Annotated in this window: 26 protein-coding genes; 22 read left to right on the forward strand and 4 right to left on the reverse strand. The window is 38.8% G+C overall.

The window, feature by feature from the left end; all coding sequences use genetic code 11:
- Positions 1 to 20: 20 nt before the first annotated feature.
- Positions 21 to 347 (reverse strand): helix-turn-helix domain-containing protein, encoded by a 327-nt coding sequence (locus ACYVFA_RS20940; protein ID WP_460473810.1) that lies wholly within the window; start codon positions 345 to 347, stop codon positions 21 to 23.
- Positions 348 to 499: 152 nt separating this feature from the next.
- Here ACYVFA_RS20940 and ACYVFA_RS20945 point away from each other — a divergent pair, with 152 nt between their 5' ends.
- Positions 500 to 793: a hypothetical protein gene (locus ACYVFA_RS20945; RefSeq protein ID WP_460473811.1), complete on the forward strand. Its 294-nt coding sequence runs from the start codon at positions 500 to 502 to the stop codon at positions 791 to 793.
- A 98-nt stretch (positions 794 to 891) separates the two neighbouring features.
- Here ACYVFA_RS20945 and ACYVFA_RS20950 read toward each other — a convergent pair whose 3' ends face one another.
- Positions 892 to 1,263, reverse strand: coding sequence for a hypothetical protein (locus ACYVFA_RS20950; RefSeq protein ID WP_460473812.1), 372 nt, complete (start codon positions 1,261 to 1,263; stop codon positions 892 to 894).
- Positions 1,264 to 1,609: 346 nt separating this feature from the next.
- On the opposite strand from ACYVFA_RS20950, the gene ACYVFA_RS20955 reads away from it, so the two are divergent.
- From ACYVFA_RS20955 to ACYVFA_RS20980, 6 genes are all read left to right on the forward strand, one after another.
- Positions 1,610 to 1,807 (forward strand): hypothetical protein, encoded by a 198-nt coding sequence (locus ACYVFA_RS20955; protein WP_460473813.1) that lies wholly within the window; start codon positions 1,610 to 1,612, stop codon positions 1,805 to 1,807.
- A 4-nt stretch (positions 1,808 to 1,811) separates the two neighbouring features.
- On the forward strand, positions 1,812 to 2,120 hold the full coding sequence (locus tag ACYVFA_RS20960) for a GLTP domain-containing protein (RefSeq protein WP_460473814.1): 309 nt from the start codon (positions 1,812 to 1,814) through the stop codon (positions 2,118 to 2,120).
- 52 nt (positions 2,121 to 2,172) lie between these two features.
- Positions 2,173 to 3,219 (forward strand): AAA family ATPase, encoded by a 1,047-nt coding sequence (locus ACYVFA_RS20965; RefSeq protein WP_460473815.1) that lies wholly within the window; start codon positions 2,173 to 2,175, stop codon positions 3,217 to 3,219.
- Positions 3,220 to 3,473: 254 nt separating this feature from the next.
- On the forward strand, positions 3,474 to 4,376 hold the full coding sequence (locus ACYVFA_RS20970; RefSeq protein WP_460473816.1) for a toprim domain-containing protein: 903 nt from the start codon (positions 3,474 to 3,476) through the stop codon (positions 4,374 to 4,376).
- Positions 4,373 to 4,726, forward strand: a complete 354-nt coding sequence (locus tag ACYVFA_RS20975; protein ID WP_460473817.1) for an ASCH domain-containing protein — start codon at positions 4,373 to 4,375, stop codon at positions 4,724 to 4,726. Before ACYVFA_RS20970 ends, ACYVFA_RS20975 begins: the two co-directional genes overlap by 4 nt.
- Complete coding sequence (locus ACYVFA_RS20980) at positions 4,714 to 5,187, forward strand: single-stranded DNA-binding protein (RefSeq protein ID WP_460473818.1); 474 nt, start codon at positions 4,714 to 4,716, stop codon at positions 5,185 to 5,187. Before ACYVFA_RS20975 ends, ACYVFA_RS20980 begins: the two co-directional genes overlap by 13 nt.
- A gap of 291 nt (positions 5,188 to 5,478) precedes the next feature.
- On the opposite strand, the gene ACYVFA_RS20985 is transcribed toward ACYVFA_RS20980, so the two are convergent.
- A complete protein-coding gene (locus ACYVFA_RS20985; RefSeq protein ID WP_460473819.1) occupies positions 5,479 to 6,072 on the reverse strand; it encodes a hypothetical protein in 594 nt (197 codons plus the stop codon).
- Positions 6,073 to 6,238: 166 nt separating this feature from the next.
- Positions 6,239 to 6,481, reverse strand: coding sequence for a hypothetical protein (locus ACYVFA_RS20990; RefSeq protein WP_460473820.1), 243 nt, complete (start codon positions 6,479 to 6,481; stop codon positions 6,239 to 6,241).
- 136 nt (positions 6,482 to 6,617) lie between these two features.
- Between ACYVFA_RS20990 and ACYVFA_RS20995 the strand changes: the two genes are divergently transcribed.
- From ACYVFA_RS20995 to ACYVFA_RS21065, 15 genes are all read left to right on the forward strand, one after another.
- Positions 6,618 to 7,316 (forward strand): hypothetical protein, encoded by a 699-nt coding sequence (locus ACYVFA_RS20995; RefSeq protein WP_460473821.1) that lies wholly within the window; start codon positions 6,618 to 6,620, stop codon positions 7,314 to 7,316.
- Positions 7,313 to 7,777: an LEA type 2 family protein gene (locus tag ACYVFA_RS21000; protein ID WP_460473822.1), complete on the forward strand. Its 465-nt coding sequence runs from the start codon at positions 7,313 to 7,315 to the stop codon at positions 7,775 to 7,777. Before ACYVFA_RS20995 ends, ACYVFA_RS21000 begins: the two co-directional genes overlap by 4 nt.
- A 1-nt stretch (position 7,778) precedes the next feature.
- Positions 7,779 to 8,171, forward strand: coding sequence for a hypothetical protein (locus ACYVFA_RS21005; protein WP_460473823.1), 393 nt, complete (start codon positions 7,779 to 7,781; stop codon positions 8,169 to 8,171).
- Positions 8,172 to 8,198: 27 nt separating this feature from the next.
- Positions 8,199 to 8,741 (forward strand): hypothetical protein, encoded by a 543-nt coding sequence (locus tag ACYVFA_RS21010; RefSeq protein ID WP_460473824.1) that lies wholly within the window; start codon positions 8,199 to 8,201, stop codon positions 8,739 to 8,741.
- Positions 8,742 to 8,830: 89 nt separating this feature from the next.
- On the forward strand, positions 8,831 to 8,989 hold the full coding sequence (locus ACYVFA_RS21015; RefSeq protein WP_460473825.1) for a hypothetical protein: 159 nt from the start codon (positions 8,831 to 8,833) through the stop codon (positions 8,987 to 8,989).
- Between the two features lie 48 nt (positions 8,990 to 9,037).
- On the forward strand, positions 9,038 to 9,535 hold the full coding sequence (locus tag ACYVFA_RS21020) for a hypothetical protein (protein ID WP_460473826.1): 498 nt from the start codon (positions 9,038 to 9,040) through the stop codon (positions 9,533 to 9,535).
- 8 nt (positions 9,536 to 9,543) lie between these two features.
- Entirely contained in the window at positions 9,544 to 9,804 is a 261-nt protein-coding gene (locus tag ACYVFA_RS21025) for a hypothetical protein (RefSeq protein WP_460473827.1), read from the forward strand.
- A gap of 2 nt (positions 9,805 to 9,806) precedes the next feature.
- Positions 9,807 to 10,529, forward strand: coding sequence for a hypothetical protein (locus ACYVFA_RS21030; protein ID WP_460473828.1), 723 nt, complete (start codon positions 9,807 to 9,809; stop codon positions 10,527 to 10,529).
- A 4-nt stretch (positions 10,530 to 10,533) separates the two neighbouring features.
- Positions 10,534 to 11,142: a lysozyme family protein gene (locus tag ACYVFA_RS21035; protein ID WP_460473829.1), complete on the forward strand. Its 609-nt coding sequence runs from the start codon at positions 10,534 to 10,536 to the stop codon at positions 11,140 to 11,142.
- A gap of 25 nt (positions 11,143 to 11,167) precedes the next feature.
- Positions 11,168 to 12,007: a hypothetical protein gene (locus ACYVFA_RS21040; protein WP_460473830.1), complete on the forward strand. Its 840-nt coding sequence runs from the start codon at positions 11,168 to 11,170 to the stop codon at positions 12,005 to 12,007.
- A gap of 37 nt (positions 12,008 to 12,044) precedes the next feature.
- On the forward strand, positions 12,045 to 12,335 hold the full coding sequence (locus ACYVFA_RS21045) for a hypothetical protein (protein WP_460473831.1): 291 nt from the start codon (positions 12,045 to 12,047) through the stop codon (positions 12,333 to 12,335).
- A gap of 82 nt (positions 12,336 to 12,417) precedes the next feature.
- On the forward strand, positions 12,418 to 13,347 hold the full coding sequence (locus tag ACYVFA_RS21050) for a hypothetical protein (RefSeq protein ID WP_460473832.1): 930 nt from the start codon (positions 12,418 to 12,420) through the stop codon (positions 13,345 to 13,347).
- On the forward strand, positions 13,344 to 13,667 hold the full coding sequence (locus ACYVFA_RS21055; RefSeq protein ID WP_460473833.1) for a hypothetical protein: 324 nt from the start codon (positions 13,344 to 13,346) through the stop codon (positions 13,665 to 13,667). Before ACYVFA_RS21050 ends, ACYVFA_RS21055 begins: the two co-directional genes overlap by 4 nt.
- A complete protein-coding gene (locus ACYVFA_RS21060) occupies positions 13,576 to 13,980 on the forward strand; it encodes a hypothetical protein (protein ID WP_460473834.1) in 405 nt (134 codons plus the stop codon). The genes ACYVFA_RS21055 and ACYVFA_RS21060 overlap by 92 nt, the downstream gene beginning before the upstream one ends.
- A 1-nt stretch (position 13,981) precedes the next feature.
- Complete coding sequence (locus ACYVFA_RS21065) at positions 13,982 to 15,913, forward strand: hypothetical protein (protein ID WP_460473835.1); 1,932 nt, start codon at positions 13,982 to 13,984, stop codon at positions 15,911 to 15,913.
- Positions 15,914 to 16,010 lie beyond the last annotated feature (97 nt).

Below are 16,010 nucleotides of genomic sequence, written 5' to 3' on the forward strand. Positions count from 1 at the left end.
TTAGTATGGGCAAAAAAAACTCATCCTAGCACCGTCGCATAGCTACTAACAATATTAAAATTTATCGCAAGATTCTCTCGTATAAATCCTTTCAAAAACTCATTCTCTTTTTTAAAGTACTCTAATACTTTATCGTTGGTAGGGGCTTGACTATAATCTTTTTTAACTTCAATTAGCCCAACATTCAAATAATCAGAAATTGCCTTTAATGTTTTATAGTTAGCATTCTCTTTCTTATAAATATTGTATAAAGTAGCTTCTGTTATGCCAATTTCGGCACACATTGTTTTAGCGTTTACCCCCTTTAAACGCAATCCTACTTCAATTTTTTCCTTAAGTGTTTCCATGTGAATATAATTTGTTATAATAAAAACTATAATAAGTTTGATTTAGATATAAATTGTTTTACTTTCGTATCATAATTGACACGCAAGTATAACAAAAGTAACTCAAATTTATTTCATTTTCGATACAAATTTATTTCACCACCCCCAACACTATGGTACAATCAGCAAAAAAAACAACAGAATTACAGCCAAACGAACTAAGGGCTGTTTATGACAATGCTAAAAAGTTTTATAGTGGCCTTGTCACCACTTGGAAAAAAGATTTCATTTCTAATGCTGACTATCAGGCATTTTTAAGAACGTACTCTTTTTGCCCAATCAATGAAGTTCCCCCAAAATTTACGGACAAAGTTACCATTCTACGCAGAATGATAGATTTCCATGCACAGCTAGTGAGAGAGACGACACAAGACAATAGTAAACAATTAAAATTACCTATGCTATGAAGATAGAACAAAAAACGCCACCAGTTGAACCAGTAGCGAATGAAGATATAAAGGCATTAATAAAAGAACTTAACAGAATAAGTTTAAAAAAAAATAACTCATTCATTAGTGGCATTATCGGTATTGGAATCGGATATTTTCTTTCCAGCCCCCCACTTAATAGCAGTGGCATAAGCAGTGAACAGACCACCGATGAGCATAGAGAAAATAGTGAGTAATCCTTCGCTTAACTTATTGTGATAACTAAGAATACTAACAGCGACAACACTCACAACAAGTATGCTACCGACAAACCACTTATTACGTGCATCGGCTCTTGAATCGCCTAATAGTCTCATTTTAGCAATTTCATGTTCTAACCGATTATTCTCTCTTTCTGTTTCCTGATTCGAGTCAACGAAAGGTTTTATCGCATCCATAAATGCTTGAATTTGATTGAAAGTAATTGGGGGTTTTTCAGAATTGTCCATCAGAAGTTGTCTTTAAGTTAAAAATGCAATTTTAATAAAAACAGAGATACTACACTATATAAATAGTAAAAAGATGAAAAAATCAATACTAAGCAGGGTTGAAATACAAGCGAATCCGTTCATTTTGGGTTTAGGTTTATTTAGTTATAAAATTTCAGCAAACAGTAAAATCAAGTGCTTTTTCTTGCCTTTTATCTGTGTCATATATCACTATGAATTGACACAAATTAACTCTAAAAACTACTCCTAAAAAAGCAATCAAGATGAAAACATTTCTCGGCATCATCGGGCTAATCATAATGGTTTTTATCAGCCTATTTCTCCCACTCAAAAAATAATCAATCAAATGAAAAGAGATATACACCAACCGCAATGCGTAGGATGCCATTTTTCGCACTATACAGGCGGCCAACAGGGTTACGCAGAACAAAAAGGCATACCACTAACCCAATCTTGTGCAATCTATTGTACTGTAAAACATGAGTACGTTTTTAAAAACTTCTCATGCCCTAATTATGTAAAAAGACACGAAGAAATCAGATAACATCATGTCAGAAGCTGAATTTAAAACATTTAAACAGATACTTGAAACTTTCGAAATAGTTATGTCAACAAAACTAAATGATGAACTTCAAATAAGAAGACTGCTAATTGAAAAGGTTGAAAACCTTGAAAAACAACTTGCGAAAGAAAAGGCAGCTTATGAGACACTATCCAACATGGTTAAATGCTATGAGAAAGACAGAGACAGCGCAAAGGAAAAATACAATTCTTTGGTCAATTTGATGGATAACATTGCAATGCAAATTCCACAACAATATCGACGGCAAATAAAAAATGCACTCCCTAACCAGTAAGGCTATACAATAGCCTTTTTTTTAGTGCCTTTCAAACTATACACAGACACCAATGGCAGTGAACCCAATCAACCACTTTGACGAAGAACTACAAAAATTCCTGATTACCAGCAAAACGGAAGCTAAGGAAATAGAACCAGTGATTACTATATCCAACAGCGTATTTGCTATTAAGGGAGGTTTAAGCATGATTACCGGACTACCCAAAGGCGGCAAAACCACCGTTGTTAAAATCATGATTGAAACGGCTTACATGAATGAAATTTATGAGGGGTACGACTGCCTAAATATTCGCACCGTGCATGAGCCGGATAAATCGGTCATTTATGTAAATACCGAAATGACAGACGCGGATATGGTAAAGTTTAGAAACCAGATTTGCAAGCACTTACAGGTGGATTCTATGCCTGATACTTTTCATATTTTCCACTTCCTGACACTATCCCCACAAAGACGGATGCAACTAATAGAAAAAGCCGTTGAACAGGCGGGGAACGCTGTACTACTACTAATCGACGGATACGCGGATTTAGTAGGCAGTGTAAATGAGGAAAAGGAATGTAACGAGGTGGTGCAAAAATTACAGAACATCGCGCAGAAATACCAAGTGGCGGTTGTGGGCGTGATCCACGAAAACAGAGGCAACCAGAATACACGTGGACACATCGGCCAACAGTTAGAGCGTAAATGCGTATCGTCTATCTCGGTCAAAAAAATACGGGAAAAGAAACTATTCGAGATAAAAAGTAATATGACCCGACACTCAGAAGACTTTGAACCGATACACTACCAATATAATCAGGAGGGACGTTTACAACTAATCTCGGAAGCGATGAAAGAGGTAGTAAAATTTGACAAGAAGAAAGAGGAAATAGAGTTCTGCAAGCTGGTTTTCGGTATCGACAAACAACTGAAAAACACAGAGGTACGCGAAAGACTTCGCAACCACTTCAAAAAGGAAACACCCGACGCGAAACTGAATGCGATAACCAACAAAGTCACACGGACGCTGGATAAATGGTTTACAGATAATTTAGTCGATGTAGCCGACACGGGCATAATTGCATTTAATAAAGCTATCGAAGAAGTTTATGCTTAATACACAGCTATACACACTACACTACACATATTTATATATAAGGGAAAATTATGTGTGTAGTGTAGTCCAAAAAAGCCACTACACAGCAACACTACACACTATACACACACTACACATTTTACCCTATATATAGAATAGTGTGTATGTGTATATATATGTGTATGGTTACACGCCTAAATATATGCCTGTGTGATGAAAATTTGGAATTACCGCAAAAGGAAAAGTTAAAAATTGTACTATTCTAATTTATCAAGATGAAAGCGTTTTATAATGACATAGAGAAACAGGCAATTAAGAAAGATTATCTAATTGTCGATTATTTAGACCAGAAAGGCTATGAGCCTGTAAAAAAACTCAAAATTGGCGAATGGTTATATAAAAGCATGGATAGCAACGAAACTACACCAAGTTTCTATGTAAACGTACATAAAAACGTTTATACTGATTATTCCGGCAATAATTCTAATACAGGCGAAAAGGGAGACATCATTCGCTTAGTAATGTACTTAGAGAATATACCAAATTTTGTAGATGCGTGCAACGCAATAGTACATTCTAATTTTAAACGTACGGTTATCGCAGATTATGAAACTACTGATACTGAAGACAAGAAAAGCATAGAAATTTTAAACGTTCGGCCAATTTGCCGTTGGGCATTAATTAACTACATCGAAAGCCGGAAAATTAGTTTTAAACTGGCTGATAGATACTGTAAAGAGATTGATTATACAAACAAAGGTCAAAAGTATTTTTCAATAGGCTTCCCAAACGACCAGGGCGGTTTTGCACTCCGTTCTGCTATCTGCAAAAATCAAACAGCACCGCAAGGTATTAGCACCTTAAAAGGCGTTGAATCTGATACGATTAATGTATTTGAGGGCTTTTTTGATATGCTTTCAGTCTTGCAAGATTTCGGCTATGACTGCTATAAAAATACTACTTATGTGCTGAATAGTACAGGCAATCTCAATAAGCTAATACCGCAAATACCTGATGCCGTGACTAAAATCAATGTGTTTTTTGATAATGATGAGGGCGGCAGAAAGGCAGTAGAAAAGCTGTCAAAATATCACTGGCAGATATTTGATAAATCAGACCTTTACGAGGGATACAATGATTATAACGAGTATTTAATGAATAAAAAAATAGTACTATGACAACGCACCATTTGAAAACTATACAGCCCTATTTCTGGGAAGTTAGTCAAGAGAATAAAACCTTTGAATTACGCAAAGACGATAGGTATTTTAAAGTAAATGATGAAATCTATTTGCACGAATTTGACCCCGAAACAAAAATATTTAGCGGGCAAATAGTGAAAGGTATAATCACTTATGTTTTAAGAAATTTTGCAGGTATACAAGCCGATTATTGTATTCTATCTGTAAGTATCAATGAATGGATTAGGGTTGAGCCTAGTAAGTTCCTGACATTATCCCCAACACAATTGAACAAAAACGTATATAAAATTAATAACTATAACAATCAATCAAAATGCAAAAACTAACAATTATCGGAAACATTGGCAAAGATGCTGAAATCTTTAATCATAGTAGCGGCCAATTTTTAGGCATTACAGTAGCCTGTACAACTCGGAAGAAAAACGGCAACGAGGTACAGGAAACAACTAACTGGTACGACTGTACAACAGATAACATCAAACTTTTGGACTATCTGAAAAAAGGAACAAAGGTTTATGTAGAGGGGCGTTTTAAACTATCCGTATTCCATTCGGAAACGTCAAATAAATGGATTCCGAAAATCAATTTATTTGCATCTACGCTTGAATTGTTGAGCGCAAAGAAAGAAGAAAACGGACAAGCACCAAAAGGGCATTTAGGGCAAGAAATACCTAAAGAACACCAAGCAACTATAAAAGTACCAATTAATGAATTGGGCGGTTTTGGACAAATTCCACAGGCTTTTATTGCTGATAATAACGGCGGCGGCGACGATTTACCATTCTAAACAATCATAAGATGTACTTAGAATATTATTTAACTCATGGACGAATTGTTTCAATTTTTGTTAGTCATATTGTAGGATTAATTATGATAGACGAACATCATACCCAAATTGTAACAAACGCCACAATTTTTGAAGTAAGGGGAAATCATGAAGAAATTAGGGCTGATATTCAAAAATACCTTAGATAACCCCTAACTTTTCCTTTTGCGGTAATATCTGCCAAACAAAAAAGCCCTTCAAATGTGAGGGCTTTTTTAGTTACTAACCTTTTAACTTTTATAACTCAAAATCTTAGAAGCTAATTTTAATCTCCAAATTTCCACCACCATCATATTCATACTTTGGCCGTCTTAAAAACTCAAATAGAAACCAGCCTATCAATAGATACAATACCTTTCTTGATAGCTTATTAAATGCCATTAATAAGCCTGTACCAATCAGGATTACTAATTGAGTATCCGATACAGCACTAATCGCATAAGGGAATAAACCACCCTCGTAAAGTGCCAAGCCGTAACCCGTTCCAAAGCGTTCATCCTTGACGAATATCGCTTCCGGCATTTGTAAGTTTTCGCTGATAGTCTTATCCGCAATTAATCTGTCAGGCCGTGACGATTTGAGATAAAATCGTACCTGTTTACTATCGTAGGCGTGTAGGCCAATTTTAGTTGGATGGGTATGCACGGCTAAAGGTAAATTCCCACGACCTAAAATCTGTTGCACCTTTTCATTCCATAAAACGGTATTAGGATTGTAAGAGGTTGAATTATTAGTGCCGTTTACCTGATGAAATTCAATACAGGTTAGTTTGCCATCGCTGGCCGTTAATTCAAACAAACCACCACGTTCTAAGCTGGGATTATAGATTGATTTCAGCTTATTCATTATCCCGACCGGAAAAGAAATATTTAATGGCCTTTGTAGTGAATATTCACGGCCAATACTATTTGGCCTAAAGCGTAGTACTTTCTTTGCAATAAGTGTGTTAAATGCTTGCATAATGATTGTAATAAGAGTGTAAAAAGCTTGTATTATGATTGAAATAAGCCCGTCACATCATGCCAAAAGGGTAGATTATTGCCTTTATTTGCTCGTCTGTGGCAAGTCTTCTAAAGTCCTTTATAATAGTATAGACCTGTACATCATTAAAAAGCTGTTGTCCCTTAGTCCAACCAACCGCTTTTACTGTATCGTCTGATATACAGTTTTTAAGGTCTGTTAAGTCTACATTTAGCATCTCAGCAATCATTTGCTTATTCCATCGCAAAACTGCCTTCTTTTTATCTCTTTTCATTGAAATAAAGTTACTTTTATCTTATATATACTATAAAAATAGTGAAATAAACTTAAAAACACAAGTTTTTAGGACAAAATATCTATATACATTTGTAAGGTAATCACGACCCACTAACGGGTATTAGATAAACCTTATGGCAGTTTTACCACGTAGAAACGGAAGCTCAAATGAAGTAACAAACAACTACAATTCAACGGTAGTAGATGCAATGGGATTGCCTATACTACCCATCGTCAAAACTTTTGGCGCTAGGGGTGTCACTCCTAAATGGGGATATGATAAGAATGGCGCGATTGTCGAAATGGGTTGGAGTGCCAAAATTGATTTGTATAAAAAAATCAATGACAGTACCGTTGCTACTTCCATTCGGGTTGAATCCATCGACAAGCGTGTTATTGCACTGATGTCTGACGCTCAGACCTATATGCTGGCTTATCAGTCATACGCTGATGCACAGAAAGAAATTGACGAATTGTATGCCATGATACCCGTCATTTTTAGTCTGGGATTATCGGAAACAAAAGCGCCAACAGGATTATTCGCCATCATTCCCGGCGTATTTGCACAGAGCGTAAAACTACTGGCTAAAACACAGAAGCCGGAAGACTACAAAGTTATTATGCAGCAATTGAGAAAGAAGCTGATATACTTTGAAACAGAAGTAAAGTCTTTACAAGTGCTAAAAAGTAACCTTACAGGCGAGTACGCCAAGTTTGACAAGGTTTTATCAGACAATGAAAGAAGTGCCAACACAGACACCAATACGTGGGTCTTGGTGGGTGTAGTAATTCTAATTGTATATCTAATTATTAAGAAGCGTTCAAGCCGATGAAAAGTAAATACAAATACCTCATTATTGGAATTATTGTCATCGTGGCGGCCTACTATGCACGGGTGATTTTGGCAGCTAAAAACCTATTGTTTTCGGTGGGTGGTATCAGTAATCTGAAAATCAATCAGGGGGTTATTACGTGGCGGCAAATTATTCGAGTGACTAATGGTGAAAACGTCTCAATTCCGATAACGTCTGCCAATATCGAAAACCGGATTAATCAGACACCTATCGGCAAAACGATTTTAGCCAATGCACAGACCATTGAAGCCCGCAGTACCAGCAATTTAGAGTTAGACGTATATATACCACTGTCAGACCTTGTCGGGCTTGGTTTAGAGGTATTCAACACCATACGCACCGGAGCCGTTTCCTTTCAATTAGCTGGCAATGTTCGTGCATTAGGTTTTAGTATTCCGGTCAATCAAAGTTTCAACTTAAACTTAAAAACACTTTTTTAATATGTACGAATACGACGACCTTTTTACCAATATGTACCTGACGAGTTGGGATGAATACGACCAAACCCAATTGCAACAGGCCAAAACACAGGCAGGAATTAAAGGCGATAAGCTTTGGGAAAAAATCCTGAATGGTGTAATCAAATACGGAGACCCATTTTTGACAATGCTTACTAAAAATGGCATTATCCCAAATAAGAATCTTCAATCGGTTCTAAAGGCACAATACGACCAAAATGCTTTGGCTCAATTGATAGCGGCCAACGGCGGTTCAATCGACAAAGCACCGTCGCAAATTGTCGATAGAAGTGCCAACATTTTAGGCTTAAGCACCAGTACTTGGATACTGATAGGCGCGGCCATCTTATTCTTTATGCTTTCAAAAAACAAGTAATTCTTAAAACTTAATTTCAAATAACAAATGGCACTTAGCGACAAAAAAATTATCGGGACATGGAAAAACGCACCCGGTTCTGTATTCAAAAGCCGTACTTTCAATAACGGCACGAGTTTCTACCTGACACAGGTCATTAGTGATTTTCCTGATGCTTTCATCGTTCGCGGTAAAGGTCTGGCGGCCAATACAAACGATTTTACACTTGCTACTGGCATCACCACAGAGGAGGTAAACGCGTTGGTCGCATCTGATACATATGGCGTTCAAACACCGGAAACTTTCGTAACGCCAGCCGGATATGTGAAGAAATTTACAACCGATGGTACAGCGTACTACGTGAACGCTGACGAGCAACGCCAAGCGGATTTGGGCGCAACTGATACCGATGGCGATGGTATTCCAGATACAACCCGTTCGGCCAACTTGTTTACACAGGTGACAGACTGGGTAAAAGCCAACCCTATTTTGGCCGTAGCCATTTTGGTAGCTGGTTACATCTTTATCATTAAGCCTATGATGGGTGGTAGTGGTAAAGGCAAGAGAAAAGGCTTGTTAGCTTTGCTCTAAGCCGTTCCGGTTAATCTTATTCACCTCATGCAATTTAAACGGGGGTAAACCTTTTACCCCCTATTGTATCACTTCAAAATCTTAATGCAATGCCAAAATTAAAAATGCCTAAAAAACCATCTTTGAACGCTCAGAAATCAACTTGGGTTCGCTACGAAAAGAAGTTGAAAGAATACGTAGACGCGAAAAATGAACGCGTTCGTCGTAGAGACCTGAAAGAAACGATGGTTCAAAAAATCAAGATTTAATCCCTTTAAGGGAGTGGTTTTTTACTCCCTTATTAAACCTTTCTACTCATGGATAAAATATTAAGCTGGCTTGAAAATAATCAAATAACCTGTTATCAGATTTTTGATGTAAGCAGAGAAAAAAGGTCTGAAAGGCAATGTACAAGCGTGAGCGATGCACAGACGGAGTTCGCGAAAGATTACGATATACTACCAAACGGTAAGTACTCTATTAAAGGCATGGTAAATGCGAAAGCAGATAGAAGTGCCGTAAAGTATGATTTTACAATTGGACAATTAAATACTAATACTACTGGCGGCATGGACTTAGATAAACTAAAGGCGGAGATATACGCACAGGCTCGCAAAGATTTTGAATTTGAACTTTTAGACAAGCGCATCAAAGAACAGGAGCGCAAACTAAACATTGTCATTCAAGTACTGGCGGGGCTTACTGACGACGACGAAAGCAACGACGAGAAATCTAAAGGTATGTTGGATATTTTAGCCAATGCTAAAGAAAACTTCGATAGTGCCAAAGATATGTTGAAAGACCTTAAATTTTAAAACCTAACATGGAACAGTTTACTAACGGATTAAAAACATTTGGTGCTTTATTTCTGGCTGGCTTCAATAACGATGTCGAAAAAGCCACACAAGCACTAGAAAAATCAAATGAGATTCTGAAAAATAACCCTCGGATTATCCCGATGCTGGCTGATGAAAATAACCAAAAACAGATTGGGGAAATCATCAAGTATGTGGAATCTGGGAAAGGTAATGTTTTCGGGATTATCTCAAAAGTACAGGAATTGGCATCAAAACTTAAAATTTAATCATGCAATACGTAGCTATCATTGCGGCAGTAATAACCCTATTTAAAGATACATTTTCCGGCCTGTTTAAAAGCCGTGAAATCAAATTTATCGGCATAGGCTTGCTAGCTTATTATCTCTATACTACCACCAAGAAAAAGGAGGAAAAAGAGGATATTATAAACACACTACCAGACAATGAAGCTGCCATATTAGCCGAACAATTACATGACGCTTTTCACCCCTTCATCTCCGAACCAATCTTTGGTTGGTATCCACCTGACGGTACAGACGAGGACAAAGTAAAATCCATCGCTTTGCAAATGAGCACTAAAAAGAACTATCAGGCAGTTGCACAAGCGTATCAGACTTTATTCAGTTCATCGCTGGAAACAGATTTAAGGAGTGAGGGGGTTTTTGATTTATTTATGAATGCTTACCGCAGTAGTGGCGCATCTAACCCAACCACCCCAACAAGCCCGACAAGTACAGCTATTAGCGTGATGGTAGGCAGTAACGCTTATGTCAAACAAGCGGGGGTAAATATCCGAAACACATCGACGGGTAAAGCCTTGCGAACGTCTACCAAAGGCGAAAATCTAGGGGTAGTGATGCAATTGGAAAATAAGACCGTCGAGGGCATTACAGGCATCTGGGCGACCTGTGCCAAACCAGCACCGACGTTTGGACTTTTCCAGAACTACGTATTAGTGTCAGCCCAATATCTCACTTCAATTCAACCGTAAAGAAATGGCTTTAGTATACATTGACAAAGTAACCACCAACAGGGCAGCGTTTGAAACAAAAGTGATTCAGATAGCGGGCAGACTGGGCATTAAACCGGATTGGTTAATGATTGTGATGTATGCTGAATCTAAGCTGAATCATCTGGCAACAAATAGCGGTTCGTCGGCAATCGGGTTGATTCAGTTTCTAAACAAAACGCTGGCCAGTTTAGGCACAAGCCGTGAAGCTATCCAAAGTATGACGAATGTCCAGCAATTGGACTACGTCGAAAAGTACTTTGTCAATCTGGGGGTTAGTGGCAAAATGACAGACGTGTATCAGGTTTGTTTGGCCGTGTTTCTGCCTAAATATATGTACAGCCCTGACAGCACTATTATTGCCAATTCCGGTTCTACTACCTATACAGCTAATAAGGGAATGGACATGGATAAAGACGGCCAATTAAGCGTTGGCGATGTGCGCGGCTGGTATGGCAAGTTTATACCAGCGTCAGTACCTAAAAGCGATTTCTTTAAGAGTCCTTTATTTATTATTCTGATAGTGGGGCTTATTTATGTTTTTTATCAGCAAACGCAGTATAAACCCGTGTTGCTATCAAAACTCAGTTCGTAATTTTTTTATCTTAAAATATCTTCTTATGGGAATAGTAAAAACTGGTTTAGTGTTGGGGGGCATCGGTTATGCACTCGCTGAACTGAACAAACAAAAAACACCGACATTACAAAAGAGTCTGGCCGCAACACAACAGTCTACACTCGACACAGCGGCAGTAGTAAAGGCCATTCAACAAAACCCCGATTTGCTCGCATTAGTGCGCGGCCCACAAGGGCCAGCCGGAGCCACAGGCGCAACGGGGGCAGCAGGAGCGGCCGGAATAGCTGGCGACCAGTACCGAACATTTGCGGGCAGCTTGGTAAAGAATGGCGCGGCCGAATTAGGCACAGCCGAGGGCTGGGCAGACGGTGTCATAGGCGCAGTACATGAGGGAATGTTAAGCCTTGACTTTATCGTTACAGCGTCTAAAAACTGTCTCAACAGTAATCAATTCCACATTGATAATCGTCGCTTAATCAAAATCACGTGTAGCGCGAAAGTCTCGGCCGGAAACTACGGTTTCTATCTGAAAAGACTTGATAAAGACGGGGTAGCTATCAATCAAAACAGCCAAGCGAACATTTTTCCGTTAAATACCATCAATTATAGCAACACGGGCTGGGAGACCAAAACCGCGTATTTTGGAGGTATTGCCACTAACATTCAAACGGCTATTGGCATCAATACAGCAAAAGCGCAGGTATCCTTATACCTGTCAGCAGCAGGAACGCTCAGCATTTCGCACTTATGCGTACAGCACGTTTCACTGGGTGAACCCGTTCCGTTTAACCTTGCCTATCTACCGCAATGGCAGTCAGTCTATGACCCGACGACAGGCGACACAGGCATTTATAACGGTACAGCCGTTGTCTGGGCGTCTTAATTCAATTCATTGTTCAACTTAAAAAAGTCATTTAAAAATGGATATTCATTTAACAGTCAGTCAACGCGCTGGCAAACGTCATATTTTAACAGTCGAAAACAAGGCTGTCTTGTTAGAGGGGCAAGAAACATTTCAAACCACGCAAACAAGTACTTTTGTGGATCACGTTGATTGTACCTGTAACCAAACTACTTACAACCAAATTGCGCCTATTGTAGGCACGATGAATGCACCTGCCTTAATCGCGGATGCCAATGCCCAACCGTATCAGGGTAGAATGAATTGCTACGTTGAAAACGGCAGTTTGAAAATCTTAGCACAAGCATAATTTAAACGTCTCTTTTTATACTATCAAAAGAAGCCCTATATAAGACTATATCAGGGCTTTTTTTAAAACAAATACTACATTAATGACACAATTAGATACCACTCACTCAGAACCCGAAAACGACCACATCCATAAACGTACGATTTGGGGGTGGATAAAAGGCGGTTTATTCGTTTCCGCTGGCAGTTATATTTTAGTGTTTCTTATCCAATCCTTTTTGGGTGGGTTTGAATCGCAGATTGTTACCGATAGTCTGGCCTATATCACAAGCCCGTTATCTAGTATTTTAAAGCTGGGCATTGCGGTTTCTTTCATTATTTACTGCCTGTACCAATTCTTTCCAATACTGGCTACTTTCATCAATGAAAAGGTAAATACGGTTAGTTTAAAAGATACTTTCTTAGCTGCAAAGCCGGAATCTAAACTACACTTTTTAGCCATGATTGTACTGGCTTTGTGCCTTTTGGTCGGGCTGGTCTTTTCTGCCAAAGGGCAAACCAATAGCCGTGAATGTGCCGTAACAACCGCTTACAATGAGATAGGCACAGTAGAGACAGGCGGCAATAATAAAGGCGCACGAATAGACCATTATCGGAGTATTGCTTTAGGTAAAACCGTTAGAAATTATTCGGATGCTTGGTGTGCTTACTTTGTCACCTTTGTTTATAAATCTTGCCGTATCCCTTTTCAGGTTGCATTTACACCGCGTGCGCGTGAATGGTTTCAGGATAGCAAAAGGATTATATATCGTAAAAATTTTCAATACGGCATCATCAAACCCAAACCACAGAAAGGCGATTTAATAGGCTATATGTTTAAATCGGGTACTATTGGGCATATTGAAATACTATACGACTGGCAACCGGATAAAGGCTATTTTATTGCCATTGGCGGCAATACCAGCAACAGCGGTTCGGTCTTGAGAGACGCTAACAACCAAGACGGCGTAAGGCTTAAAAAACGCAATTTAGATACTGCCTACATCATTGCTAACCACATAGACAGGTTATGATTCTTACTAACTTAAAAGGCAAATTAATCGCATTGGTTTGCCTTTTTCTTTTAGTCTTCGCCATTGTTACTACGCTTCGCCAATGTTCGGAAAATGAGCCGGAATTAGTAACCATCAACGATACTAAGATTAACAGCGAGATAGTGGCGTATAAGACCCAAATCGAAACGCTAGAAAGGTACATTGATAGCTTAGAAACCATCATTATAAACACAGAGAAACAACGACATGAAAACCGCGTTCATACTCCTAATCAGTCTAATCAGCAGCATTTCGGCGACCTGTCAAGAAGATACGCTGACCCGAAAACAGCTAGATAGCCTTGTCAGTTGGATAGGCTTTATTAATACCGATTTGCACGACTACGATTTACTAAAAAAGAAGTCAGCAGCACAGGAACAGGAAATTAAAGGGCTAAAAGAAATCACACGAAACCAAAGGGCGATAGATACCCGACAAAGCACTAAATTAGAAAACTTCACCAGTACAATACTCAATCTACAATCAAGCAATTTCAAGCTGACCAATCAATTAAAAACAGCGAATAAAGCAACCTTTTGGAGTAAGGCCGAAAACTGGCTTTGGCGCGGTTTAGCCTTGTATCTGGCTGGTAAACATTTTAAATTATACTAACATGAGAAATTTATTAATCATTGGCATACTATTAATCCTGTATATTCTAATTACAGAACCCGCAGTCGTAAGAAGTGCAAACACACCTATTACACCCACACCACCGACACCGAATCCACCTGTATCAGAGCCGGAGCCAACAAACCCCGAACCAGAGCCAGAGCCGGAACCAGAACCAGGAGTACCGAATCCATTATTTACCACATTTGAAAATGAAACTTTGCCATCACTGGTAAATGGTACGAATGATGTAACGGCCAAAAATGTATTGGGTTTTGATGTGTTCCCCGACGTTAACGGGCAGCCAAAGGTGACATTTACCCCTTTAAATATTTGGGGTGATGGTGTAGAGTTTCAGAACCATTCAGGAGATACCCCACCCATCGCATTACAAAAAGGGCTGGCTACTGGCTTCGATAATTCCGCGCTTAATTCATTGGCTGGCGTTCCGGCACAACATCGCTACAAATGGACGCTATACAATGATTATGCTTTTTGGCAACAAACGCATGAGCAATTAGAACAACGTGGCGGCTATGAATATTTTGCCGTTAAAAGCAGAAGCGTAGACAGCAATAAAATGCCCGTACCGTTCAAATATACCATGCTTGATATTGAGGGAGGCGTAACAGACTTTTCTAAGATTAGTGCATTTTTGAGAGGGTATTATAATACCGCTAAAGCTGATAATCCAAGCCATGTTGTCATTTTTTACGGCTATATGCCTAACAACGGGTTTACGTACTGGCACAACGGATATTCATATCAAGGCGACAATGTACCATTGAAAGAACTATTTTTCCCATTCTCTAAACCGTCATGGAATCAATCGCACGCTAAAACAAGCTCAGGCGTAATTACACCCGAATTTAGAGGTAAAGAGGTACTTTACAACGTGCTGGTAAGTTATCCTAAAGTGAATCTCCCATTAACGTCTACTATCTACCAAAAGTCAGGCGGTAACTATGTACTTGATTCTTATGGGCAAAGGGTAGTACGTGGTGACTATTTCCAAGAGGTACAAAGAGGTGAAACAATCCATTGGTCAGCCGCTGGAAACCAAGTTGATATAACACCAACCGAATTAAATAATTTCGGGGTTTATAGATTGATGCCGGAAGTATTTCACGCGATCCATCAATTTGGCGGCTACTATTCTGAATTGTTTTTCCGCTTGCAAATGCTGGCTAATATGTGTGGTTTAGGGGATGATTTTCAAAACATTCATTCAATTGAAAATCCTATCAGTATGATAGGCATTCTAAGACCGGATTTAGAAAGTAATCCTTTTACGAATTGGTTCCGACCTGTTGACCGTGTTAACGCTCAATGGCATTCATCTATGATTTTTACCTTGTTAAATAACTTCGCTATCTGGACGGGTTTCACAGGTGGAAATATAGGCTTAACTAAATCCGGTACATTTATTGAAAACAACTTTATACCGGATTTGCATAAGTCAGTAAATGAGGGAGAGCCGTTTAATAGTCCATACTTTGGTGAGGGAGAAGGCAACCCGAAAACGATGGGAAATTTGGGTATGTACCGACAATGGGCAGCAAAATACTATCAAATGCAATCTGAAAACAGAGTGTATAACCTATGGCAACGCACTGATAAAGTTTGTGCCTTTGCACACCCCGAACAAATTATTAACGGGCATTTCCCATGCGTAGGACGTTTACAGGGCAGAGTATTAAAGATTCAGGCGGTTGAGGCACGCTTGGAACTCGGAGAAAGTTTTGACGTAGTTATAAAGAATACCCAAAACAGTACGACGTTCACCAAGACCATACAGGCAAAAAAGGTATTAAATGAAGTGATTGTTTTACCGACTGGCAACTACAATGCACAGGATATTTATTTAGAGTTTAACAACCCGATTAAAGCCGGTATTCATAGAGTAAATGGCAGAGGGGAAACTATAGCATAGGTTATTTTCGATTAGTTTGTTTCATGGATTATTATACAAACATGAGTCATCCCGAATTTTGGGATGACAAATAAAAAAAAGAACCTTCTGGTTAAAT

The organism is Emticicia fontis, from assembly GCF_054779675.1.